The following is a 23,425-nucleotide window of genomic DNA, read 5'->3' on the forward strand; positions in this document are numbered from 1 at the left end:
TTATTAGTAAAAAAAAAACGCAACAACTCTGCTGCGGTTTTAAGAATTGTGTTGAATCTAAATTTAATTTTAAATGCTGAATCTTTCCTTAATTATTTCCATAACCTTTATCCCTGTTTCGGGAATTTTTGTTCCAGGTCCAAATATTGCGGAAGCTCCGTGCTCGTAAAGATATTCGTAATCTTGAGCCGGAATTACTCCTCCTATAATTACAATTATATCCTCACGATCTAATTTTTTCAGCTCTTCAATTAATTGCGGTAATAATGTCTTATGTCCAGCAGCCAATGAGCTCATTCCAATTACATGAACATCATTTTCCACAGCTTGTTTTGCTGTCTCTTCAGGAGTTTGAAACAGCGGACCCACATCAACGTCAAAACCCATATCCGCATAAGCAGTAGCAACTACTTTGGCTCCGCGATCATGGCCATCTTGACCAATTTTAGCGATTAAAATTCTTGGTCTTCTACCTTCGGTTTCTGAAAATTCATCGGTCAATTTTCTTACATTATTTAACATTTTGTTTTCTTCATTTTTATATTCACTGCTGTAAACTCCGGAAATTGTTCTCGTCACAGCTTTATACCTTCCGCTTACTTTTTCAATTGCGTCTGAAATTTCGCCTAATGTAGCTCTATTTCTTGCAGCGTCCACCGCCAAATCTAATAAATTTCCTACTTTTGTCTCAGCACATTTTGTAATGGCTTCCAATGAATTTTTAACAGCCTTTTCATCTCTGGATTTTTTAATTTGGTTTAATCTTTTTATTTGAGAAATGCGAACCGCGGTATTATCCACTTCAAGAATTTCAATTGGATCTTCTTTATCTAATTTGAATTTATTTACGCCGACAATTGTTTCTTGTCCCGAATCAATTCTTGCTTGTCTACGCGCTGCGGCTTCTTCAATCCTCATCTTTGGAATTCCTGCTTCTATAGCTTTAGTCATACCGCCGAGTGATTCAATTTCTAAAATATGTTCCCAGCCTTTTTTAATAAGTGAATCGGTTAAGTATTCAACAAGATAAGAACCTCCCCACGGATCTATCACATTTGTAATTCCGGTTTCATGCTGCAAATAAAGCTGTGTATTTCTGGCAATTCTTGCGGAAAAATCAGTAGGAAGTGCAATTGCTTCATCTAAAGAATTAGTATGCAAAGATTGAGTATGACCTAATGCCGCAGCCATTGCTTCAATACAAGTTCTAATAACATTATTAAAAGGATCCTGCTCTGTTAAGCTCCAACCGGAAGTTTGTGAGTGAGTTCTTAATGACATTGACTTAGGATTTTTCGGATTGAATTGCTTAATTATTGTTGCCCACAGAACTCTTGCTGCACGCATTTTTGCAATTTCCATAAAGTAATTCATTCCCAATGCCCAAAAGAATGAAAGCCTTGGAGCAAATGTATCTACGCTTAATCCTGCCTTAATTCCTGTTTTCACATACTCCAAACCATCTGCTAAAGTATAAGCCATTTCCAAATCGGCCGTTGCCCCGGCTTCCTGCATATGATAACCGGAAATACTAATCGAATTGAACTTCGGCATATTACGTGAAGTATATTCAAAAATATCCGCAATAATTTTAATTGATTGTTCGGGAGGATAAATGTAAGTATTCCTTACCATATATTCTTTTAGAATATCATTTTGAATTGTTCCGGTAAGTAGTTCGGGCTTTACTCCTTGCTCTTCTGCCGCAACAATAAAAAATGCCATAACCGGAAGAACAGCTCCGTTCATTGTCATAGAAACCGACATTTTATCTAACGGAATTTTATCGAAAAGGATTTTCATATCTTCAACAGAATCAATGGCAACGCCGGCTTTACCAACATCACCGACAACCCTCTGGTGATCCGAATCATATCCTCTATGCGTAGCCAAATCAAAAGCAACTGAGAGACCTTTTTGACCTTGAGCTAAGTTTCTTCTGTAAAATGCGTTGCTTTCTTCCGCAGTAGAAAATCCGGCATACTGACGGATTGTCCAAGGTCGTACAACATACATTGTACTATAAGGTCCGCGTAAAAATGGAGGAATTCCTGATAAGAAATTCAAATGTTTAAAATCTTTCAGATCATTTTTTGAATAAATCGGCGAAACCGGAATTTGCTCCATAGTATGAAAAATAGTTTCATCAATAGATTTTCCGATTGATTTTTCAAATTCAATTTTCCAATCATCATATGATTTTTTATTTGCAGATAAACTTAGATCAACATTTTTAAAATTAGGTTTTTTCATTATTCAATCCCTCCAATTTTATTATGAAGGGAATTAAGAATTTTGAACGCGTCGCAGCCTAAAAACATAAAATCATCTATTCCGGATTTTTTATGCTGTTCAATTTGATCTTTTGGATATCCCGCAAGAATTATTTGAATTTTTTGATTCTTTGATTTTATCGATTTTGATATTTGCGGAACCAATTCCGGATATTTATCGTCAGTTGAGCAAATAACAACAATTAAAGTACCTGAATCAATTACATCTTTAGTTAAATTTTCAATATCAGAATAACCAGGCGGGTCAAAAACTTCAAAACCTCCAATTTCAAAAAAGCCTTTTGCGAAATCTGCTCGGGCTTTATAGTCTTTTATTGTTCCCATATTTGCCAGAAAAATATTCGGCAGAAATCCGTTTTTTAATTTGTAATCATGACTCTTTTTCCTCAGTTCTTCAAAATTTTCCGATGCTCTTTTTTGTGAAAGCCTTTTAATTGTTATTTCACTTTTATGACTTGCGGTAAGCGCATTAGTAATTTCTCCAATTGTTGCGCCATCCAAAAAAGATTCTGTCAATAAATCTACTAATTCAACTCCATTCATATTTGAAATTGAATTTAGTTTATTGATTATTAATTGATGTTTTTCATGTGAGCCGTTTAATCTGAATTTTTTTAAATATTCAGATCTTTTTTTATGAAAAGCATTTTTATCGAATGCTTTTTTCTCTAATTCTTTTTCTTTTATATCCGCATACATATTAGTACCGATAACAATATTTTTTCGTTTATTAATATCTTTTGTTCTTTCTTGTACGACGTTATCAATTTCACTTTGAATAAAATCGTTTTTTAATGAAACTAATATTCCGCCATTATTTTCAATTGTTTTAAAATATTCCCAAGAATTTTTTGTTATTTCGTCCGTCAAACATTCAATGTAATATGAACCGCCGGCAGGATCAATAACTTGGTCTAAATGGGATTCTTCACGCAAAATAGTTTGAGTATTTCTTGCTATTCTTCTTGAAAAATTATCCGGAGTTCTTAAAACTTCATCAAATGGTAAAGTCGTTATTCCGTTTACGCCGCCAATAATTGCGCTGAATGTTTGAGTTGTTGATCTTAATAAATTTACATATGGATCTATTCCGGTGTGATAATAATTTGTGTTTTTGGTATCAATAACAAAATCAATTTTGCTCGGATCTACATTGTAAGATTTAAAGATGTTTATCAGTAAAATTCTAATTGCTCTAAATTTACTGATCTCCATAAAATAATTTGTGCTTGTGCCAAAAGTAAAATGAATTTTATTGAAAATAGTTTCAGCATTCAATCCCAAATCAATCAAATTATTTGTATAGTAAACAAGTGTTGATAAGCAAATTGCAATTTCTTGAACAGAATTTGCGCCGCTGTTTGCATATGGAAGAGTATTAATTCCGATTACTTTTAATTTAGGTGAATTTATTTCACTCCATTTGATCGCCGTTTTAATTGAATCGAAAATAAATTTTTCCGAGTAATTAATTTTACCTGTCAAAGCTAATTCATATATAGGATCTGCTGAAATTGCACCCGCAATTAGTTTTGTATCAATATTATTTGCTTTGAAATATGAATTTAACAATGATAAAAATGGAAGAGCAGTTGTACCGGTGTGAATTGAAAATGGTAATTTAGTAACGTTAATATTTTTTAAAACTCTCGCAACACTGTTTATTGCAGAAATTGATAAACCGGAATCACCAACTAAATTTATATCGGCATAATCGGCATCAATTCCTAATTTCGTCGCAGAATCCAAACTGATGTTTATACAATTTTGTCCGTTTGCCAAGGCTTCATTTAATGCAATATTGTATTCGGCTGCATCAGCAATATTTATTTCTTGATCAACTTTCCAAGTGTTGTTAAAATAACCGCATACATTTTTTCCCCTTGTAAAACTGTCAAAACCCGGCAAAGTATCGGCTTCTGTTAAATCAGCCAAATTTTCTTTCGTATAAATTGGTTTAAGTTCAATACCTTCATAGGTTTTTGTAATCATTTTTTTTTCATACAATGCACCTTTAAGCTCTAACTCAACATTTTCCTTCCATTCTTTAAATGTTGGAATTGTGAATTCTTTCTCTAAATCCAAATATGGATTTAGTTTAATTTCATCTGACATAATGAATCTCCATAAAAGAAAAATTTTATTATCGTAAAATAAAAAATTCCGCTGCATTAAAGAATGTAAAAACGCCATGTGAAATTAGTCACTTAATAATTCAGCAAATAAATCGAAAGTTATTTGTGAATAAAATGAAAAATTGGAGCAAATTTGAACGAATTAGAAACTACATACTATTTAATAAATAAATTGTTGAAAGTAAGAGATGAATTAACAAATTGGTCAAGTCTTATTAGAAAAGATTTATTTTCTGATTTTCACAACAAACAAATGGTAAACTTAGCATTTGAAATTGATGAGTTGTTAAGAGATATTGGGATTGAATGGATTACGGATTTTGAAGAAAATATGAAGATCAAAAATAAAATAATGAAAGATATTGCTAACCAATCAAATCAGTAACATACTGCGCTATTTTATTCAAAGGCAAAATTTGTGAAATACAGCCCGATTTTATTGCGCTTTGCGGCATACTAAATACATCGCAGCTTTGTTCATCTTGTGCGATTGTCAGCGCATTATATTCGGATAATTTCATTATTCCGTCTGTACCATCTCTTCCCATTCCGGTTAATATAATTCCTATTGCTTTTTCTTTGCAAATTATTGCCGCCGATCTGAAAAGATAATTTATAGACGGTTTACAGCTTTGTTCGGGCTCCGAATCATTATACAAAATTATTAGTTCATGATTTTTATTTAATCCGACTTCAATATGAATACCGCCGGGAGCAATATAAGCCGTGTTGTTCTCAATTACCATATTATGTTCGGCTAATAAAATTCTCTTATCTGTTAATGAACTTAGAGTTTCTACAAAAATTTGTGAAAATTTCTGCATCATATGCTGGACAATAATTATCGGGAGATCTAAATTTTTAAGCAGATCAGGTAAAAGAGTTCTCAAAGCTTTTGGTCCTCCCATTGAAACGCCAATAAACACGGCGCAGTAATCCGAATGAATATGCAATGGCTTCTTTAATACTATTTCTTTATTTTCCGAACTTTTCTGTTTAAGTGAATTAAAAATTTTATCAATAACTGGAAAAAGTTTTAATTTCAATTCTCTTAAAAGAACATCTCCATTTTTGCTAAGCGCGGGAACATAAACTGCTGAAAGTTTTTTAATTAATTTTATTAAATCTAAGGTTGTTTGGTTTTCATATTCATAAAGTAAAATGATGTGAGAATGAAATTTTAAGTCACTGGTAAATTTCGTAAAAAATGGTATATTACTTTTTATGGATTCTGCGGTTATTATAATTATATCAACCTTTGAGAAAAAGGGCAGTTTTTCCAAACTTTCAATACTGCCGAACATATAAACATTTATAATATTTTTATGTGTGCTGAGCGAGTTTTTTATTTTGGCTCTTATAGATGCTGAGATATCAAAAATTGCAATATTCAAGTTAAGTTTTTGCATTATTATCGATCAAAATCATTTCTTTTGAAATTAAAAAGTGATTCAAAATATTTGTTTTAATTAAATAAAATCTAAAAAAATTTTTAAGTATAAAATTTATGAAGATTCTAAAAATTGTATTGGCTTTTATTTCAATAGCTACAATTGCGCTAATTATTAACTCTTGTGAAAATGAAAAACCCGTAAAAATAAATACCCTAGATGAATTGAAATCTAGAGGGAAAATAGTTGCAGTTACCGGCTATAATAACTACAGCTATTTTATTTACAAAGGCAAAATCATGGGTTTTGAATATGAAATTTTAAAAAAATTTGCAAATAGTCTTGGTCTCGAAATTGAATTCAAACTAGAAAGAAACATCAATGATATGTTTGAAGATATTGAAAGTAATACAGCAGACTTAATTGCTTACAATTTAACAGTTACAAACGATAGAAGGGAAAATTGTGAATTTACTGAATATCTTGATTTAATCGATCAGGTTCTTGTTCAAAGAAAGCCCACAAATTGGCGGCGCATGAGTCTGGATAAAATAATTGATTCTTTAGTCAAATCACCTTTTGAGTTGGATAACAAAACAGTGTATGTAAGAAAGGGCAGCTCATATTATAATAGATTGAAAAATTTAGCTGATGAAAATGGAATAAATATAAATATAATTGTAGCAAACGATACTCTTTCCATTGAAGATTTAATTTCTCAAGTTGCGAGCGGAGAAATTGATTATACGATTGCAGATGAAAACATTGCGGCGCTCAACAGAGAATATTTTACCAATTTGGATATTGATACAAAAATTTCATACCAGCAGAGAATAGCATGGGCAGTGAATAAAAATTCTGCTGAACTTCTTTCTGAACTTAACAAATGGCTTGTCGACTTTAGGAAAACTTTGGAATTCAAAGTTATTTACGAAAGATACTATGAACATAAAAATTATTATAAAAGTAGAAGACAAAGTAGTTTTTTACTTAAAGACGGCGGAAAAATTTCTCAGTATGATAATATTATTAAAAAATACGCAAAAACAATTAATTGGGATTGGCGGCTTGTATCTTCTATTGTGTTTCAAGAATCAAAATTTGTAAACGAAGATACATCTTGGGCAGGTGCAGTAGGTTTAATGCAGATTTTACCTGAAACCGGTGCTGCGTATGGGGTTGATGATTTATTGAATCCCGAAAAAAATATTCAAGTTGGAGTTAAATATTTAAAATGGCTTGATGATTATTGGAAAAGAAAAGTAAAAAATAGCAATGAACGAATTAAATTTGTGCTCGCATCTTATAATTTGGGTTACGGCCATGTTGACGATGCGCGTAAATTGGCAATTAAGTATGGAGCGGATTCAGCCAAATGGAGCGATAATGTTGAAACATATTTAATGAAAAAATCTAATGAAAAATACTATAACGATAATGTTGTTAGAAACGGATATTGCCGATGCAAAGAAACATTACAGTTTGTTAAAGATATAATTCAAAGATATGAACGCTATAAACAATTCATTAACTGACAAAAAAACATTTAGATCAAAGATTTTTAATAATGATTAAAATCACGTCAATTTTTTAATCAACTTACTTTTCTCTATTTTTACACTTCAAAATTCTTGTTTCTATTGAGGTCATTAAATGAAAATTGGTATTAGAAAAGAAACGCAGTATCCTTCCGAAAGAAGAGCTCCATTAACACCCGAACAAATAAAAATATTAAATTCGGAAAATTTTAAAATTGTTGTTGAACCTGCAGAACAAAGAATATTTTCTTCCGAGGATTATATAAATGCCGGTGCGGAAATAAATTCCGACCTTTCAAATTGTGATATTATTTTTGGAGTAAAGGAAGTACCGATAAAAGATCTGCTTCCCAATAAAATGTATATTTTCTTTTCTCATACGATTAAAGGTCAATCATATAATATGCCTTTACTTAAATCTATTCTTGAAAATAAAATAACTTTGGTTGATTATGAATTAATTAAAAATGAAAAAGGTCAGCGCCTAATATTTTTTGGCAACTATGCGGGTTACGCGGGAATGATAAACTCTCTTTGGCTTTTAGGAAATAGATTAGAGCATGAAGGCATCAAAAATCCGCTATCAAAAATACAACAGGCTTTAAATTATGAAAATTTGGAAAGTGCTGAGCAAGCAATAAAATCGGTTGGAAAAGAAATTTCTGAAAATGGATTACCTAAAGAAATTACGCCAATGATTACAGGTTTTGCCGGATACGGCAATGTTTCTAAAGGTGCTCAAAATGTTTATGATTTGTTACCGACAGAAACTTTAGCTCCTAATGAATTGGAAGAATTTATTTCACACGGACATTTTTCCAATAAAGTGGTTTATAAAGTTGTATTTAAGGAAGCGGATATGTATAAGCATATTTCCAATAATGAATTTAATTTTGATCATTTCGTTAAAAATCCAAACGAGTATGAAAGTATTTTTTCAAAATACATTCCAAATTTATCCTTGTTGATTAATGGAATTTATTGGGAAAATAAATTTCCAAAACACGTTACAAAAAAATATTTGAAGGAATTCTATAGTTCAGATAAAAAAAGAAAACTTAAAGTTATTGGCGATATTAGCTGCGATATTGAAGGATCGATTGAAATTACCGTTAAAAATACCGACTCAAATAATCCGTCATTTGTTTATGAGCCGTTGACCGATGAAGTTAAAAATGGAATTGAAGGTGAAGGTCCCGTTGTTTTAGCAGTTGATAAACTTCCAGCAGAGTTGCCGAGAGAATCATCGCAGTTTTTTGGAAATTCACTATTACCTTTTATAAAAATTTTAGCGAAAGCTGATTACTCGAAAAATTTTGAAGAAATGGAAATTCCAAGTGAAATAAAAAATGCAATTATTGCACACAAAGGTAAATTAACTCCGAATTATACCTACTTAAATAAGTATTTATAGCAAAATTGAATTTGTTATAAATTCTATATTCAATAGGTTTACTAACATGAATTAATTATTGTTAATACTATTTCCCGGTAAGGTTTATTATGAAGAAAATTTTAATTTTAGGCGCCGGACAAAGCGCGCCGTTCTTAATCAGCTATCTTTTAGAACAAGCAAAATTAAATGATTGGTTTGTTACCGTCTGCGATCGTGATGTAAAGCTTGCCGAAAACTCAGTTAACAATCATCCCAATGGAAAAGCTTTGGAGTTTGACGTTAATGACGATGCGCAGAGAGAAAACCAAATTCAAAATTGTGACGTTGTCGTAAATTTTTTAGCTCCAATGTTTCAATTATTAATTGCTACAGAATGTGTTAAGCATAAAAAGCACGTCGTAACAGCTTCGTATGAAAATCCTAAAGTTGCTCAACTAAACAATGAAGCAATTGAGAAAAATATTTTAATACTAAATGAAATGGGTTTAGATCCGGGCATTGATAATATGTCAGCAATGAAAATTATTACCGGAATTAGAAATAAGGGCGGAAATGTAAAAAGTTTCATTTCATACGGCAGCGCGTTACCGGCGCCAGAGGTAAGATCGAATCCTCTTAATTATTGTATTACATGGAATCCCGCAAATGTTGTAACTGCAGGCGACGCAGGCGCACAATATTTAGAAAACGGTCAAATGAAAATTTTACCTTATCAGCAAGTTTTTAACAGAACTTGGAATGTTGATATTAAAGATCTTGGAAGATTTGAGGCTTATCCTAACAGAGACTCATTGTTGTATCAGAAAATATTTAAATTGGAAAATGCTGAAACAGTTATAAGAGGAACATTGCGGAATTCCGGCTGGAGCGAAACATGGACTCAGCTGATTAAATTAGGAGTTACACAAGGAACTTTACTGCTTCCAGATGTAGCCGAATTGACTTATAGAGATTTTAGTGAAATGTATTTACCGCAGAATATTTCCGGAACAAAACTTGAATTAAGAATTGCAAATTATTTAGGAATAAACCCGACAGGAACCATTATGAAAAATTTGGAATTTCTCGGGTTATTTAGTGATGAAAAAATAGGGAAGAATTTTAAAAATTCTGTTGAATTGATGACTGATTTAATTAAGAAAAAATTACCTCTGCCTGAAAATTCAAGAGATATGGTAATTCTGCATCATGAAATTGAAGCTTCTTATCCAACCGGAAAAAATGAAAAGATAATTTCAACTCTAGTAGATTATGGAAATCCACAAAGTAAAATAACTGCAATTGCCAAAACAGTTGGAGCTCCCGCAGCAATAGCGGTAAAACTTTTGTTAAAAGGTGAATTGAATTTACGCGGATGTTTAATACCAACTCATCATGAAATTTATCCGAAAATATTAGATGAATTGCAAAATTTAGATCTAAGTTTTACTGAATCTATAATTGAATTAAGTTAAACTGAAATTTTTCAAAAATATCAGAAATATAAATAAACGTATTGAAGGGAATGTTCTTTTGTATTTTGATGAATGTAGTAATTTAACATAACTAATTACGCAACATTTCTTTTCTGTTCAATGAATTCAATCAATTGATTGAAATTGTTTTTTTCTTCTTCGGTTAATTTTTTGAAAACTGTTTCATAAGCGATTTTTAACCATCGTGTATTTAATAATTTAACTACGTCAGGCAATTCTATTTGCTTATCCGATTCAAGTCCTTGATTATTTTCGTCAATGCTTAAAATCAAACCGGATAAATAAATTGTTGATTTTACATTAAGAATATTTTCAAGCTTATTGTTGTTTGCGATTGAAATTAAATTATTGTAGAGTTCTTCGTTATTGATTGCGATTGCAATTGCCGCTTCGCCCGCTTTCACCATTTCATTTCTTTTCTGGAATAATTTCAAATCGGAATCTGTCGCGATATCCAAAAGTTCATTAATGGAATTTTGTTTCTTAGTCGGATTTTCTTCTGCATAACGGATTAAATTTTCAATTGCAACGTCGACGGTTTTAGTCAACGAATTCTTTGCCTTTTGAACAATTTCCGGATTAGTACCGACTCCGCCCTTTGCTTCTTTTGCAACTTCGCTTATTCTTCCTTCGTTAATCAACTGCTCAAGTTCCTGGAAAGTTATTTGTTTAACATGAACACCAATTTCTTTCCAACCGCGCGCTCTTAGTTTTTGCCTTTTATGCTCTTTCTTTTCATCAATAAAATCAATAACGGATTGATCTTTTATTATTACTGGTATATCATTGTAAGCTAGTTTTTCTAAAACTTGCGCATAATACTTATTGTGAACTCTAAATGAAACCAAAACATCTTCGCCAATTTTTCCCGTTTTATATTTCATAACAGAAAAATCTTTGTTCATTTCTTTTAGAAAATCTAAAATTGATTTAATAACCGGAAGATTTTTTTCTTTGATTAAAATTGTGATAGTTTTAATATTTTCATTTGAGTTAAGGAACATAAATTATTTGCTCCTTCACTATAAAGAATTCATTTCTGAATTTGACAGCACTTTTGTCAAGTCAAGAAGAATTATTAATCTATCTTCAAGTTTTCCAATTGCAGTTATATAATCGGAATCAACACCAGTTACTATTTCAGGAGGAGCTTCTGTTATGCCTTTGGGTATTCTTAAAACTTCTTTAACTTCATCAACAATAAATCCAATAGTTTTATCTTCAATTTCAACAACGATAATGCGTGTTTCAGAATTATATTCTTTAACATTCAAACCTAACCTTGAACGTAAATTCAATACAGGAATAATTCTTCCTCTTAAATTTACAACTCCTTCAATAAATGGAGGCGTATTTGGAACAACGGTTAATTCCATCATTTTATTAATTTCCTGCACACGTAAAATATCTACACCAAACTCAGCGTCGCCAATTTTAAAACTTACTAACTGAAGTAATTCATCGGTAATTATTGTTGTATTGGTTGAATTTTCCATTTTTAAAACCTCTTATAATTACAAATTCTTTAATTAATTTCTGCAAATTGATGTGAATCATGATTTACTTTTGCAGAATAATTCCCCCTAAAAGAATTATTCTTTTTAATTTTAAACTTGCTTATTAAATCTTGCAAATTTGCCGTCATCGTGTTAAGATCATCGGCAGCTCTTGCAGTTTGTTGAATACCAAGTAGAGTTTCTGAAATTACATTATTAACTGTTTCGATATTTTTTGCTATTTGTCCAGAAGTTAATGATTGTTCTTCACTTGCCGTAGCGACTTGGTTTATTTCATCAACAACGTTATTTGTTGTATTAACTATATCTAAAATTGCCTTTCCGGCGCTTTCGCCCAATCTTATACCCGATTCAACTTCTTTATTTCCTTCGTTAATTGATTTAACGACTGTTATTGTTGCAGTTTGAATTTGTTGAATCATGGATGCAATTTCTTCAGTTGATTTAGTAGTTCGTTCTGCCAATTTTCTTACTTCATCGGCAACAACTGCAAAACCTCGACCATGTTCACCGGCTCTTGCGGCTTCAATAGCAGCGTTTAAGGCAAGTAAATTTGTTTGGTCGGCAATTTCATCAATAACTTTTATAATTTCACCAATTTTATCGCTGTCTTTTCCCAAACCAACTACTTTTGTTGAAGCTTGAGTAACAATATTTGCGATTTGTCCCATTGCATGAACTGCTTTCTGAACAACATCACTACCTTCTTGAGCTAGCATTCCGGCATTTCTAGCGGATTCGGCAGCCGTAGATGTATTCTTGGTAGTTTCTGAAACAGTTTTAAGCATTTCATCAACTGCGGAAGTAATATCGTTTGTCTGTCTGCTTTGTTCTTCGGATGCTGCTGCCATTTCTTCAATTGCCGCTGCAATTTGTGTGCTGGCGTTAATTGTAGAATTTACAGCTTCATTTAAATGTTCTATCATTTGATGAATGTTTATAACCGAATTGTTAAATCCGGAATATAATCTTCCCATAAGATCATTTTCATCATCAATCTGTAGTTTTTCGGTTAAATCTCCTTTAGAAAATTTATCCATTGCATTAAGAAGTTCTGCAGCTTTACTTTCAATATCTTTTTTCTCTTTAATAAGTGTCTGGGAGTATTTTCTTAGTAAAGTATCTGCTTCATTTAGTCTAATGGAAAAGGAACCTTTTAATCCTTTTGTTAAAACGGGTCTAAAATATTTTTTTTGTGATATGTAGCTAATTGATGTAATTAATTCTTTTACCAAAGCTTCAAATTGATCTGTTGCGTCATTTAAATCCCAGCAGATTTTACCGAATTCGTCTTTTTGTTTAATGTTTGTAATCCTTTCTGACAAATTTCCATTACGCAAATATCTAATTTGCTGTTCAATTATTTTTATTGTATTTATTATGTAATTGATTAGTTGGTTGGCAATGTAAAGCAAAACAACGGAAAGTAAAACTAGGGAACTCCAAAATACAATTGATATTACGGGAGATGTAGTTTTCAGTTCTTCAATTTTTACAGCAGAAAATTGCTGTTCTCCTTTTACTACTTTTTCGTAATAGTTGCATAATTCATCGGATCTATTATTTAATTCATTAAATCTAACTAATAATATAATTGTTGATAATATCATTAGTCCGCCAATAATAAAGGCGCGATTGTAGATCATTTTTTTAATTGAATTAAACTTATAGACTGAAAATAAATTCTTCATAGGTTTTGCCTTCATCATTTAAAATTTTGTTAAGTAATTTTTCGGAAGCTATTAAACCATCCTTTGAACCATATTTTTTTTCTTCTGATAGTAAAAGGTTATACATTTTTTTTACTTTCTCTAATTTTTTTGGATCCGGTTTCCGTCTTACCGAATAATATCCTTGTATAACTCCCTTATCATCCATTACCGGCGTAACATTTGCATCAACCCAGTAAAATGATCCGTCCTTAGACATGTTTTTTACATAGGCATTAATTTCTTTTTTATCTTGAACTGTACTCCATAATAATTTAAAAATGCATCTAGGCATATCCGGATGGCGAACGATATTATGTTGTTGACCAAGTAATTCTTGTTCCTCGTATTTTGCAAACTCCATAAAAATACGGTTACAGTAATTTATCACTCCTTTGGTATCGGTTTTTGACACAATAAAATCGTCATCCCTTAGTAGCATTTCAACATTGGTTGGTTGAATTTGTGGTCTCATTAATACTCCGTTAGACAATCGTTTGTCTTATAACTTTTAATATGTGAATGTATTTCTACCAAAAATTATCGCAAAATATGTTGCATAGTTTAGATTTTTTAGGAGCATTATTTTACAAATTTTAAGATTAGGCTTTGATTTCAGTTAGTTTGTAAGTAGAATCATTAAATTATTCAGGTTATCTCAAATACAGACAAAATGTCTTTATGTTATAATATTAAATTAATTCATTATTTGAATATGTTGGGTCAATAATATATTTTTATACTATAAAATATATTATTAGGTCTGTATTGAATCCTATCAGAAAAAATTCATTTTCACCCAAAATTATTCAATTTATAAATCCGTTTTTAGGAGGTAATTAATGAGCTGGCTTTTAGATCGCTTAAATTCTTCCATTGGAAAAAAAATTATTATGGCAATTACTGGGTTATCGTTATTGTTTTTCCTAGTAATTCACCTTGTTAATAATTTATTACTTTTCGCTGGACCAGAAGTGTTTAATAAAAATGTTGAACAGCTTGAATCAATTAAACCAATAATTAGAGTTGTAGAAGTTGTTTTACTTTTAATATTTGCATTGCATATTTATAACGCATTAAAATTATATTTTGAAAATAAAAAGGCCAAACCGCTTAAATATGCTGTTGATGCGTCTTCACAAAACAGCACTTTTTATTCAAGATATATGACTGTTTCCGGAATAATTATTTTGGTATTTCTAATAATTCATTTGGCAACTTTCTGGAAAACATTCAATTTCGACGCTCATAAATTAGAGGTTGAATTTCCGTTTTACACAATCGTTCAAGATGCATTTGCAAATCCAATTATTTCAATTTTCTATATTGTTGTGATGTTCTTTTTGGGAATTCATCTCAATCATGCGTTTCAAAGTGCTTTTCAAACATTTGGACTAAGAAATAAGAAATTTACATGGGTAATTGAAAAATTTGGGACATTAATTGCAATTGTAATTACAATTGGTTTTGCGTCAATTCCGGTAATTTTTTACATAGCTTCGCTGGGAGGTAAATAATGGTAAAATTAAATTCGAAAATTCCGGAAGGAAATATTTCCGAAAAATGGACAAATCATAAATTCAATATGAAACTTGTCAATCCGGCGAATAAAAGAAAGTATGAAGTAATTATTGTTGGAACGGGATTGGCCGGCGCTTCTGCTGCCGCAACTTTAGGTGAATTAGGTTATAAAGTAAAAGCGTTTACTTATCATGACTCATCCAGAAGAGCTCACTCAATTGCTGCTCAAGGCGGAATTAATGCCGCTAAAAATTATCAAAATGACGGAGATTCCATTTATAGATTGTTTTACGATACCGTAAAAGGCGGAGATTTCAGATCTAGAGAAGCTAATGTTCATAGACTTGCGGAAGTCAGTAATAATATTATTGATCAGTGTGTCGCTCAAGGCGTTCCTTTTGCAAGAGAGTATGGCGGAACTTTGGCCAACAGATCATTCGGCGGCGCTCAGGTTTCAAGAACATTTTATGCAAGAGGTGAAACGGGACAGCAGTTATTGCTTGGTGCTTACAGTTCTTTAAATCGTCAAATTCATGATGGAAATGTTCAAATGTTCCATCGAAGGGAAATGCTTGATATTGTAATTGTTGATGGAAAAGCAAAAGGAATTGTTGTAAGAAATTTAGTTACAGGCGAAATTGAAAGTTATTCGGCCCAAGCGGTAATTTTGGCTACCGGCGGATATTCAAATGTATTCTTTCTATCAACAAGCGCTATGAATTGTAACGCAACTGCAATATGGCGAGCTCATAAAAAAGGAGCGCTTTTTGCAAATCCATGCTATACTCAAATTCATCCAACAGCATTACCTTTGCATGGGGAAGGACAATCAAAATTGGTTTTAATGAGTGAAAGTTTAAGGAACGATGGAAGAGTTTGGGTACCTAAAAATGTAGGAGAAAATCGAAGTCCTGAAAATATTCCGGAAAGCGAAAGAGATTATTATTTGGAAAGAAGGTATCCTTCATTTGGAAATTTGGCTCCTAGAGACGTATCCTCAAGAAGTGCGAAATATGTTTGCGATGAAGGAAGAGGAGTAAACGGAGGTCGTTCGGTTTATTTAGATTTTGCAGATGCAATTAAAAGAATTGGTGCTGAAAAAGTTAAAGAAAAATACGGCAATCTTTTTGAAATGTATGAAAATATTACCGGTGAAAATCCTTATAAAGTCCCTATGCAGATTTACCCGGCACCACATTATACAATGGGTGGACTTTGGGTTGATTACAATTTGATGAGTACAATAGATGGATTGTTCATTCTTGGCGAAGCTAATTTTTCAGATCATGGCGCAAACCGACTTGGTGCAAGCGCATTGATGCAAGGTTTAGCGGACGGGTATTTTGTTATTCCATATACTTTAAGCAATTATTTCGCAAGCGAAAAACCCGAAAAAGTATCGACTGATAAAAATGAATTCAAAGATGTTGAAAAGAAAGTAAAAGATGAAGTAAATAAATTGCTTTCAATAAACGGCAATCAAACAGTTGATGAAATACATAGAAAATTGGGTGAATTATTAATTGCGGATGTGGGAATGTCGCGTGAAAAAGAAAAATTAGAAAAAGTTATAAAATCAATAAGTGATTTAAGAGAAGAATTTTGGAAAGACGTAAAAGTTGTTGGAAAAGGCGAGGAATTAAATCAAACATTAGAACGAGCCGGAAGGGTTGCCGATTTTCTTGAGTTAGGCGAACTAATGGCGGTTGATTCATTAAATAGAAATGAATCTTGCGGCGCTCATTTTAGGGAAGAATATCAGACTGAAGACGGAGAAGCGATACGTAACGATGACGAATATGCTTATGTCGCAGCTTGGGAATATGAAAAAGCGGGTAAATGGAATCTGCATAAAGAAGAATTAAATTTCGAGTATGTTAAATTAGCAACAAGGAGTTACAAATAATGGCACATTCAAGCATTAATTTAACATTGAAAATTTGGAGACAGCAATCTGAAACTACAAAAGGGAATTTTGAAGAATTTAAAGTTTCCGTTTCACCTCACGCATCTATTTTAGAATTACTTGATGAATTAAATAACAGATTGGAAAAGGAAGGAAAAATTCCTATTGCCTTCGAAAGTGATTGCCGCGAGGGGATTTGCGGAACTTGTGGATTAGTTATAAACGGACATCCTCACGGACCATTACCAAAAACAGCAACATGTCAATTGCATATGCGTAACTTTAAAAACGGCGATACAATTTTTATTGAGCCGTTCAGAGCATCCGCGTTTAAAATAATTAGAGATTTAATTGTTGATCGAAGCGGATTTGATAAAATTCAACAAGCAGGTGGTTATGTTTCCTTTAATACCGGAAGCGCGCCAGACGCAAATGCAATTCCAATTTCAAAAGAAATTGCTTCCTTAGCATTAGACGCGGCTGAATGTATTGGCTGCGGCGCATGTGTTGCAGCATGTAAAAATTCTTCGGCAATGTTGTTTGTCGGCGCAAAAGTTTCGCAATTCGCGCTTCTGCCGCAAGGTCAATCAGAAAGAATGGAAAGAGTTGATGCAATGGTTGCAGCAATGGACGAAGCTGGGTTTGGAAGCTGTACAAATACCTATGCTTGCGAAGCTGAATGCCCCAAAGGAATTTCTGTATCAAATATTGCAAGAATGAACAGAGATTTTATTAAATCAATTTTTGTTTAAGTTAATCTAAATTGGAGGTTTTTTATAATTAGGTCAAAAATTAAAAGAGAATTAGAAAGTTGTGATTCATAGCACTTAAAGAATATTATTATCTTTATAAGATTCTATGTTGCATAAATATTTTAATCTAATTATTTAATTTAAGAAAAGAATAAAAAATATGAACAATATTGTACTTTCTGTGGCTGCTCCAAAAGGGGGAGTAGGAAAAACTACTACGGCAGTCAATATTGCAGTTGCATTATCACTCAAAAATAAAAAAACATTACTTCTTGATGCAGATCCAAGCGGTTTTGCAAGTTCCGCATTCGGCTATGATGAAGATAAAATATTTGGGAATGTTATGGATTTGTACAAAAAAACCAAATCCATTCATTCTATAATTCATAAAACCGAATTGAGGTACTTGGAAATTATTCCTTTCGCAAAAATTAATTATGATGAAGAAGTTGTTTTTAATGGTTTAACGAGTGATAAAAGTATAATCAAAGAAGCTGTCAATCAAATTAAACATAAATATGATTACGTAATTATTGACTGCCCGCCATTTCTCTACGGATCAACTATTAATAGTCTTATTGCAACCGATTATTTAATCATTCCGGTGAAATCTTCAAAATTTTCATTAGAAGCCGTTGATAAAATGATGAACTTTGTAACAGAAATTAAAAAATATGAAAACCCAAAATTGCAAGTTGATGGACTGCTTTTAACTATGTACGAATTAAATACAAAAGCGGCGTTTAATACAAAAAAAGAATTATTTGAGAAATATCCGAATTTGGTTTTTAAAACCTCAGTACCAAAAAATACCGAAGTTGCCGAATCTACATTTTATAATAAACCTATAATTTTGTTTAATTCCGAATCGAAAGCCTCTAAAGCGTATTTGAAATTAGCCGAAGAATTGATAGAAAAGCACGAAACTCTACATTTAATGGGAGTTACCGGTTTTGATAATTTGGATTTTTTGGACGAAGAGCCCGTCCAAAAAATTGAAAATGAAAATCAAGAAATAATTTATTTCGCAAAATAATTTTTCTAGTTTAAAAATATTCTTCTGTCAATTAAAGAAGTTTCTGAATTTAATTTTTTAAGCGTTTTATTTTGTCTTTCAAGTAATGTTACTCTAGATTCCAGATTTTTTAAACTTAAAGTAAGATCTTTATTTCTTTCGTTCATTACTTTTGCAATTTTCTCTAATGTAGTTTCAATATTGAATGGCTTTAAGATATAATCTTTAACTCCGAGAGCCAAAATTTTATTTAATGATATTTTTTCGTTAACGGCAGAAATTACAATTACGGGAATATTTCTGTGCATTTTTCTTTGACGTAATTCTTTTAGAAAATCATATCCATCCATATTCGGCATCATATAATCTAAAAGTATAAAATCAGGTTTGCTTATTGGCACAAGCTTCAATGCTTCTAATCCATCTTTCGCGGTATAAACATTGCAGTAAAATTTTCTTTTAAGAATATTCTTAAGTAAAATTTGTGTGCCGCTGTTATCTTCAACTAATAATACATTAAACATTTTATTCTCCGCAAAAAAATAGTAATTTCATTTAATTTAAAGAGTAAGGCAAATTCAATTTTGAGGTTTTATTTGCTTTAATCTTTGTGTGAAAATAATAGAATCCGGTTATTTCAATTTGTGTTTTGGCACACACCTGTAACTACTTTATTTAAAAATGTTGTGCTATATTAATGCACAAAAATTTTGATATTGAGGAATTATGGAAATTCTAAGTATTACTCTTAGTTCTGTAATTGTAGTTTTGATAATTTATTTGATTTATTCAGAAATAAAAAATTCTATCAGAATTGAAAAAGTATTAAAAGAAAATAAAAAATTTTTGGAATCAATTGAAAAGTATGTAGAAATTTTTAATGAGCATAATGTAAAGAATCTTTTAAGTGATGGAATTGCAGAAGATTCAGAAGCTCAAGCAACTATAATATCAATAAAAGATGAATTTAAAAATAAACTGCTTAAAAAAAATTCTAAATTTACCGAAGAACATGAAATACTTATCGATTTTGTAATTCTTAATTTATCATTGCTTATTAGAATCCCTCCAAGTTTAAGAAAAAAATTGATTGATCAATCAACCGAGAATGAAGAAATTAAAGAAATTTTAATTTCAAAACTTAATACTATAGAAAAGCATTACGCACCGGTTTCAATTTTAGATATTGCAATTTCTGAAAGTTGAATAAGTGAATTAATTACAAGTGATTTCCTGCCCAAAAATTATTTCAATATGAGTCACTCTTAAATAAAAATCTCAAAAATTTTTTATTAAATTGGACAAGATGTAATTTTTACATCATTAGTTTAATTCAATTTTATTTATTTTTTATTCATAATCAAACTTTTATACAATTGCCTAAACATTATTTGTAATATTTTGGCATAACACCATTCTACTTCTGCTTGGTATAGTTATTGTTGTAAATCCCGCTAAAATGATAATTATCAAAAAAAGGAAAATCGGCAAGTTTTTTAATTAACAAAGGGGAGTATTAATAATGGAGCTATCATACGAAACTTCTTTATCAGCATACATATTGCTTCAAGAAGTAGAGAGAGAATTAAACATCAAAGAAACACCTGAGGAAAGCAGAAGAAACGGCAATTTCAAAAAAATATTAATGAGGTGTAATAAGGTTATAGAAAAACGTTACACAAATGAGGAACAGCAAATTAAACTAAAAACATATATTGAAAATATTTTTTTTCAAGATTAAACAGTCCAGTTGAATAAAATGTCTAATAAGAAAACTATTATTCATCTTAAAAGAAGAATGCAATGAGTGATTATCTTGAGCGATTAACAAAAATATCTGATTTAGAAAATCTGCAAAACAAACATACGGTGGGAATTCCTGCATCTAAAGAGAATAATGCCTTCTTTTCAATAATTTCGCATAATATTAAAAATCCGTTTACTACTTTAATTGGGTTTACGGATTTGCTTTATGAAGATTATGAACTATTAGATGATGTGGAACGCAAGTTTTATTTAAGCGAAATAATTAAATCAGCTCAGTTTACCAATAAATATTTAGAAAGATTTTTTGAATGGATCTATTATAAAAACGGTAAGGTTAAAATCAATATTGAAAGATTAGAGTTGAATGAACTAATTAACTATTCTATAAATCTTATCTTCAAAAAATTCAATACTCAGAATATTGCTTGCGATCTTGGTAATCAGATATTTGTAAAAGGTGATTCCGAATCAATAATAAAAATTATTTATTATGTTTTGGAAAATGCAGTTCTTCACTCAGGCAGTGAAAATGAAATTATTATTAAATCGCAAATTGATTTTTTTAATCAGAATGTTATTGTTACAATAAAGGATTTTGGAAAGGGAATGTCGGAAGATCAAATTGCAAAATTATTCAAAATAAATGAAGACATTACATTAAATTCATGCAGCGATACAAAAGGAACGGGATTAGGCTTAATTTTATCGGATTTATTAGTTAAGATAAATAACGGAAAAATTTCTGTTAGCAGCAAATTGAATGAAGGTGTGGAAGTTAAAATAGAATTACCAATTTCATAAATTAATTTAATTTCTTATGAAACAATTCGATTATCACAATGCAGTTGTTCAGAAAATTAATAACTCAGGAGAACTATGACCAACATCACTCTTGATGAAGCCAACAAAATTGCCTCTAAATATTTCAAGTTGTTAATTGATCGTCATACTGCTCAAGGATTTTCCGCTCAAGTCGTAGAAAAAAAGGAAGATAAAAGTTCATCAAATTTTTATCTGGAGTTTTGTAATGCGGAAAAATGTAAGAAAAGCTACAAAATTGTAGCTACTCACTAACAACTCTATTATTTAGCTTAAAAAGGGTAAATTATTTTTACCCTTTTTTTTTCTTGCAGTTCAATTCCAGATTTCATATATTACCTAATAATAATTATCAAATAATAAATGTTAAGATGGAATTTCAAAAGAAAATAGATTTATTTATAGAGAAATGCCGAACTAATGGTTTAAGCGTTACTCCACAGAGATTAGCAATTTATAAAGCTCTTGTAAAAGATAAAACTCATCCAAAGCCGGAAACTGTGCATAAAAATATTTTAGGTGAATTCCCAACAATTTCACTTGCTACTGTTTATAAAACTTTGGAAACTTTTGAAGAAAAGGGAATAATTTCGGTAGTCACGCCATTACATGAAACTGTACGATATGAAGCCGAAATTGAAAATCATCATCATATAGTTTGCGTTAGGTGTAAAAAAATATTAGATGTTCATGATCCGGAATTAAATGAATTAAAAGTGCCTGAAATTTTATCCGGACATAGTTTTATAAATTATAATATTCAGTTTAATGTTATTTGCGATGATTGTAAGAATTAGCTAATAATTATCTATTAAATTTCATTTGGATAATTATAGTAAAAAAAGGAACTTATTTATAAATTATTTCTAAAAGTTGCAGCCGTATTATTTACGGCAATTTTTTTAATAATAAATAATAATAATTATTATCTAATAATTATTGAATCTTTTTGAAAATACTCGCATCTTATTTATAAAATAAATTTATTCACATGCAAAATAGGGAGTTACAAATGGAAGAAACACAAATATTTAGTTTACCACGACTTAATGAACCGGCACCGGATTTTAATGCAAAAACAACTCACGGGATTATAAAACTATCAGATCTAAAAGGGAAATGGGTTGTACTTTTTTCACATCCAGCTGATTTTACTCCGGTTTGTACAACAGAATTTATAGCATTCGCTAAAAAAAATGAAGAGTTCAAAAAACTAAACACTCAAGTTATAGGTCTAAGTATTGATAGTATTTATTCCCATTTGGCTTGGGTAAAAAACATTAAAGATAATTTTGATATAGAAATACCATTTCCAATAATTGATGATTTAAGCATGAAAGTTGCAAAGTCTTATGGTATGATACATCCGGGAGCTTCCGATACATCTGCCGTACGTGCCGTATTTATTATTGATGCTGAAGGAATTTTAAGATCAATGATTTATTATCCATTGACAAACGGTAGAAGTATAGATGAAATTTTACGAATAGTCGAAGCTTTACAAACAAGTCAAAAATACGGAGTTGCAACTCCGGAAAATTGGAAACCGGGAGAAAAAGTAATTGTTCCGCCTCCATTGACACAAGAAGGACAGGCAAAACGAAAAGATGAAGGTTACGATTATACCGATTGGTATTTCAGCAAAAAATCTTTATAAATATTTAATGCCGTATTTAACATACGGTAATTTTTTTAATAATAAATAATAATAATTATTATATAATATCAATTATGAGAGGTAAATAAAATGGTAGAACTTACAAAACAACTCAATCAAAATTTGTCGGATGTACAAGTTTTGTACGTAAAACTTCACAATTATCATTGGAATATAAAAGGACAGCTTTTTTTTGGAATTCATAAACAAACTGAAGAATATTATGAATATTTTGCCACGGTTTATGATGATATTGCCGAAAGAATTTTGCAGATTGGCGGCAAACCATTAGTTACAGTAAAAAGCTATTTGGAAACCGCAAAAATTTCTGAAGAAGGCAAAACTGAATTTTCAGCAAGTGAAGTACTTAATAGTTTGCTAGATGACTTTAATTATTTGCTGAAGGAATTTATAAAAACTTCACAATTAGCATCTGGTAAAAATGATATAGGCACTCAAATGATGGCGGACGAAAAAACTGCTTGGTTAGAAAAGGCAATTTGGATGCTGAATTCAAGTAAGGGTTAATAATA

The 23,425-nt window shown here is 31.0% G+C and carries 23 protein-coding genes; 15 read left to right on the plus strand and 8 right to left on the minus strand.

The window, feature by feature from the left end; genetic code table 11:
• Positions 1-69 precede the first annotated feature (69 nt).
• Both scpA and IPK06_01155 read right to left on the minus strand, forming a co-directional pair.
• Entirely contained in the window at positions 70-2,256 is a 2,187-nt protein-coding gene (scpA, locus tag IPK06_01150) for a methylmalonyl-CoA mutase (protein MBK7978622.1), read from the minus strand.
• Entirely contained in the window at positions 2,253-4,409 is a 2,157-nt protein-coding gene (locus IPK06_01155; GenBank protein MBK7978623.1) for an acyl-CoA mutase large subunit family protein, read from the minus strand. The genes scpA and IPK06_01155 overlap by 4 nt, the downstream gene beginning before the upstream one ends.
• Positions 4,410-4,562: 153 nt before the next feature.
• On the opposite strand from IPK06_01155, the gene IPK06_01160 reads away from it, so the two are divergent.
• A complete protein-coding gene (locus tag IPK06_01160; protein ID MBK7978624.1) occupies positions 4,563-4,814 on the plus strand; it encodes a hypothetical protein in 252 nt (83 codons plus the stop codon).
• Here the strand turns inward: IPK06_01160 and IPK06_01165 are convergent.
• Positions 4,795-5,838, minus strand: coding sequence for a chemotaxis protein CheB (locus IPK06_01165; protein ID MBK7978625.1), 1,044 nt, complete (start codon positions 5,836-5,838; stop codon positions 4,795-4,797). The two genes, IPK06_01160 and IPK06_01165, sit on opposite strands and share 20 nt — an antisense overlap.
• Positions 5,839-5,936: 98 nt before the next feature.
• On the opposite strand from IPK06_01165, the gene IPK06_01170 reads away from it, so the two are divergent.
• The 3 genes from IPK06_01170 to IPK06_01180 all read left to right on the plus strand — a co-directional run bounded on the left by IPK06_01170 (position 5,937) and on the right by IPK06_01180 (position 10,208).
• On the plus strand, positions 5,937-7,355 hold the full coding sequence (locus IPK06_01170) for a transporter substrate-binding domain-containing protein (GenBank protein ID MBK7978626.1): 1,419 nt from the start codon (positions 5,937-5,939) through the stop codon (positions 7,353-7,355).
• Positions 7,356-7,473: 118 nt separating this feature from the next.
• Positions 7,474-8,772, plus strand: coding sequence for a hypothetical protein (locus tag IPK06_01175; GenBank protein MBK7978627.1), 1,299 nt, complete (start codon positions 7,474-7,476; stop codon positions 8,770-8,772).
• Positions 8,773-8,861: 89 nt separating this feature from the next.
• Positions 8,862-10,208 (plus strand): saccharopine dehydrogenase NADP-binding domain-containing protein, encoded by a 1,347-nt coding sequence (locus tag IPK06_01180; protein ID MBK7978628.1) that lies wholly within the window; start codon positions 8,862-8,864, stop codon positions 10,206-10,208.
• 95 nt (positions 10,209-10,303) lie between these two features.
• Here the strand turns inward: IPK06_01180 and IPK06_01185 are convergent, their stop codons facing one another.
• From IPK06_01185 to IPK06_01200, 4 genes are read right to left on the minus strand one after another with little or no spacing between them, the layout of a single operon-like run.
• Positions 10,304-11,233, minus strand: coding sequence for a hypothetical protein (locus IPK06_01185; GenBank protein MBK7978629.1), 930 nt, complete (start codon positions 11,231-11,233; stop codon positions 10,304-10,306).
• 18 nt (positions 11,234-11,251) lie between these two features.
• Entirely contained in the window at positions 11,252-11,725 is a 474-nt protein-coding gene (locus IPK06_01190; GenBank protein ID MBK7978630.1) for a chemotaxis protein CheW, read from the minus strand.
• A gap of 29 nt (positions 11,726-11,754) precedes the next feature.
• Positions 11,755-13,455 (minus strand): methyl-accepting chemotaxis protein, encoded by a 1,701-nt coding sequence (locus tag IPK06_01195; protein ID MBK7978631.1) that lies wholly within the window; start codon positions 13,453-13,455, stop codon positions 11,755-11,757.
• Positions 13,412-13,930, minus strand: coding sequence for a PAS domain-containing protein (locus IPK06_01200; GenBank protein MBK7978632.1), 519 nt, complete (start codon positions 13,928-13,930; stop codon positions 13,412-13,414). The genes IPK06_01195 and IPK06_01200 overlap by 44 nt, the downstream gene beginning before the upstream one ends.
• Before the next feature lie 367 nt (positions 13,931-14,297).
• On the opposite strand from IPK06_01200, the gene IPK06_01205 reads away from it, so the two are divergent.
• From IPK06_01205 to IPK06_01220, 4 genes are all read left to right on the plus strand, one after another.
• Complete coding sequence (locus IPK06_01205; protein MBK7978633.1) at positions 14,298-14,972, plus strand: succinate dehydrogenase cytochrome b subunit; 675 nt, start codon at positions 14,298-14,300, stop codon at positions 14,970-14,972.
• A complete protein-coding gene (locus IPK06_01210) occupies positions 14,972-16,882 on the plus strand; it encodes a fumarate reductase/succinate dehydrogenase flavoprotein subunit (protein MBK7978634.1) in 1,911 nt (636 codons plus the stop codon). Before IPK06_01205 ends, IPK06_01210 begins: the two co-directional genes overlap by 1 nt.
• Positions 16,882-17,634 carry a succinate dehydrogenase/fumarate reductase iron-sulfur subunit gene (locus IPK06_01215; GenBank protein MBK7978635.1) on the plus strand — a complete coding sequence of 251 codons (753 nt, stop codon included), beginning with the start codon at positions 16,882-16,884 and terminating at the stop codon, positions 17,632-17,634. Before IPK06_01210 ends, IPK06_01215 begins: the two co-directional genes overlap by 1 nt.
• Before the next feature lie 160 nt (positions 17,635-17,794).
• Positions 17,795-18,670, plus strand: a complete 876-nt coding sequence (locus IPK06_01220; protein ID MBK7978636.1) for a ParA family protein — start codon at positions 17,795-17,797, stop codon at positions 18,668-18,670.
• Between the two features lie 5 nt (positions 18,671-18,675).
• Here IPK06_01220 and IPK06_01225 read toward each other — a convergent pair whose 3' ends face one another.
• A complete protein-coding gene (locus tag IPK06_01225; GenBank protein MBK7978637.1) occupies positions 18,676-19,173 on the minus strand; it encodes a response regulator in 498 nt (165 codons plus the stop codon).
• Positions 19,174-19,375: 202 nt separating this feature from the next.
• Between IPK06_01225 and IPK06_01230 the strand changes: the two genes are divergently transcribed.
• The 7 genes from IPK06_01230 (at position 19,376) to IPK06_01260 (ending at position 23,420) form a co-directional block, all read left to right on the plus strand.
• Positions 19,376-19,855, plus strand: coding sequence for a hypothetical protein (locus IPK06_01230; protein MBK7978638.1), 480 nt, complete (start codon positions 19,376-19,378; stop codon positions 19,853-19,855).
• A gap of 316 nt (positions 19,856-20,171) precedes the next feature.
• Entirely contained in the window at positions 20,172-20,390 is a 219-nt protein-coding gene (locus IPK06_01235) for a hypothetical protein (protein MBK7978639.1), read from the plus strand.
• 62 nt (positions 20,391-20,452) lie between these two features.
• Entirely contained in the window at positions 20,453-21,217 is a 765-nt protein-coding gene (locus IPK06_01240; GenBank protein MBK7978640.1) for a hypothetical protein, read from the plus strand.
• A 75-nt stretch (positions 21,218-21,292) separates the two neighbouring features.
• Entirely contained in the window at positions 21,293-21,490 is a 198-nt protein-coding gene (locus IPK06_01245) for a hypothetical protein (protein MBK7978641.1), read from the plus strand.
• Between the two features lie 116 nt (positions 21,491-21,606).
• Positions 21,607-22,032 (plus strand): transcriptional repressor, encoded by a 426-nt coding sequence (locus IPK06_01250; GenBank protein MBK7978642.1) that lies wholly within the window; start codon positions 21,607-21,609, stop codon positions 22,030-22,032.
• Positions 22,033-22,247: 215 nt separating this feature from the next.
• Positions 22,248-22,892 (plus strand): peroxiredoxin, encoded by a 645-nt coding sequence (locus IPK06_01255; protein ID MBK7978643.1) that lies wholly within the window; start codon positions 22,248-22,250, stop codon positions 22,890-22,892.
• A 90-nt stretch (positions 22,893-22,982) separates the two neighbouring features.
• The gene (locus IPK06_01260) at positions 22,983-23,420 is read left to right on the plus strand and encodes a DNA starvation/stationary phase protection protein (GenBank protein MBK7978644.1); all 438 of its coding nucleotides are present in this window, start codon (positions 22,983-22,985) and stop codon (positions 23,418-23,420) included.
• Positions 23,421-23,425: the final 5 nt, after the last annotated feature.

The sequence above is a fragment of the Ignavibacteriota bacterium genome (assembly GCA_016713565.1).
Taxonomy (GTDB): Bacteria; Bacteroidota; Ignavibacteria; order Ignavibacteriales; family Melioribacteraceae.

Bases quoted from the DNA above. Each gene is read 5' to 3' on its own strand.
- IPK06_01215 (MBK7978635.1), top strand. From the start codon at position 16,882: ATGGCACATTCAAGCATTAATTTAACATTGAAAATTTGGAGACAGCAA.
- IPK06_01195 (MBK7978631.1), bottom strand. From the start codon at position 13,455: ATGATGAAGGCAAAACCTATGAAGAATTTATTTTCAGTCTATAAGTTT.
- IPK06_01240 (MBK7978640.1), top strand. From the start codon at position 20,453: ATGAGTGATTATCTTGAGCGATTAACAAAAATATCTGATTTAGAAAAT.
- IPK06_01180 (MBK7978628.1), top strand. From the start codon at position 8,862: ATGAAGAAAATTTTAATTTTAGGCGCCGGACAAAGCGCGCCGTTCTTA.
- IPK06_01230 (MBK7978638.1), top strand. From the start codon at position 19,376: ATGGAAATTCTAAGTATTACTCTTAGTTCTGTAATTGTAGTTTTGATA.
- IPK06_01260 (MBK7978644.1), top strand. From the start codon at position 22,983: ATGGTAGAACTTACAAAACAACTCAATCAAAATTTGTCGGATGTACAA.
- IPK06_01200 (MBK7978632.1), bottom strand. From the start codon at position 13,930: ATGAGACCACAAATTCAACCAACCAATGTTGAAATGCTACTAAGGGAT.
- IPK06_01250 (MBK7978642.1), top strand. From the start codon at position 21,607: ATGGAATTTCAAAAGAAAATAGATTTATTTATAGAGAAATGCCGAACT.
- IPK06_01185 (MBK7978629.1), bottom strand. From the start codon at position 11,233: ATGTTCCTTAACTCAAATGAAAATATTAAAACTATCACAATTTTAATC.
- IPK06_01165 (MBK7978625.1), bottom strand. From the start codon at position 5,838: ATGCAAAAACTTAACTTGAATATTGCAATTTTTGATATCTCAGCATCT.
- IPK06_01170 (MBK7978626.1), top strand. From the start codon at position 5,937: ATGAAGATTCTAAAAATTGTATTGGCTTTTATTTCAATAGCTACAATT.
- IPK06_01225 (MBK7978637.1), bottom strand. From the start codon at position 19,173: ATGTTTAATGTATTATTAGTTGAAGATAACAGCGGCACACAAATTTTA.
- IPK06_01210 (MBK7978634.1), top strand. From the start codon at position 14,972: ATGGTAAAATTAAATTCGAAAATTCCGGAAGGAAATATTTCCGAAAAA.
- IPK06_01155 (MBK7978623.1), bottom strand. From the start codon at position 4,409: ATGTCAGATGAAATTAAACTAAATCCATATTTGGATTTAGAGAAAGAA.
- IPK06_01255 (MBK7978643.1), top strand. From the start codon at position 22,248: ATGGAAGAAACACAAATATTTAGTTTACCACGACTTAATGAACCGGCA.
- IPK06_01175 (MBK7978627.1), top strand. From the start codon at position 7,474: ATGAAAATTGGTATTAGAAAAGAAACGCAGTATCCTTCCGAAAGAAGA.
- IPK06_01190 (MBK7978630.1), bottom strand. From the start codon at position 11,725: ATGGAAAATTCAACCAATACAACAATAATTACCGATGAATTACTTCAG.
- IPK06_01235 (MBK7978639.1), top strand. From the start codon at position 20,172: ATGGAGCTATCATACGAAACTTCTTTATCAGCATACATATTGCTTCAA.
- IPK06_01220 (MBK7978636.1), top strand. From the start codon at position 17,795: ATGAACAATATTGTACTTTCTGTGGCTGCTCCAAAAGGGGGAGTAGGA.
- IPK06_01245 (MBK7978641.1), top strand. From the start codon at position 21,293: ATGACCAACATCACTCTTGATGAAGCCAACAAAATTGCCTCTAAATAT.
- IPK06_01205 (MBK7978633.1), top strand. From the start codon at position 14,298: ATGAGCTGGCTTTTAGATCGCTTAAATTCTTCCATTGGAAAAAAAATT.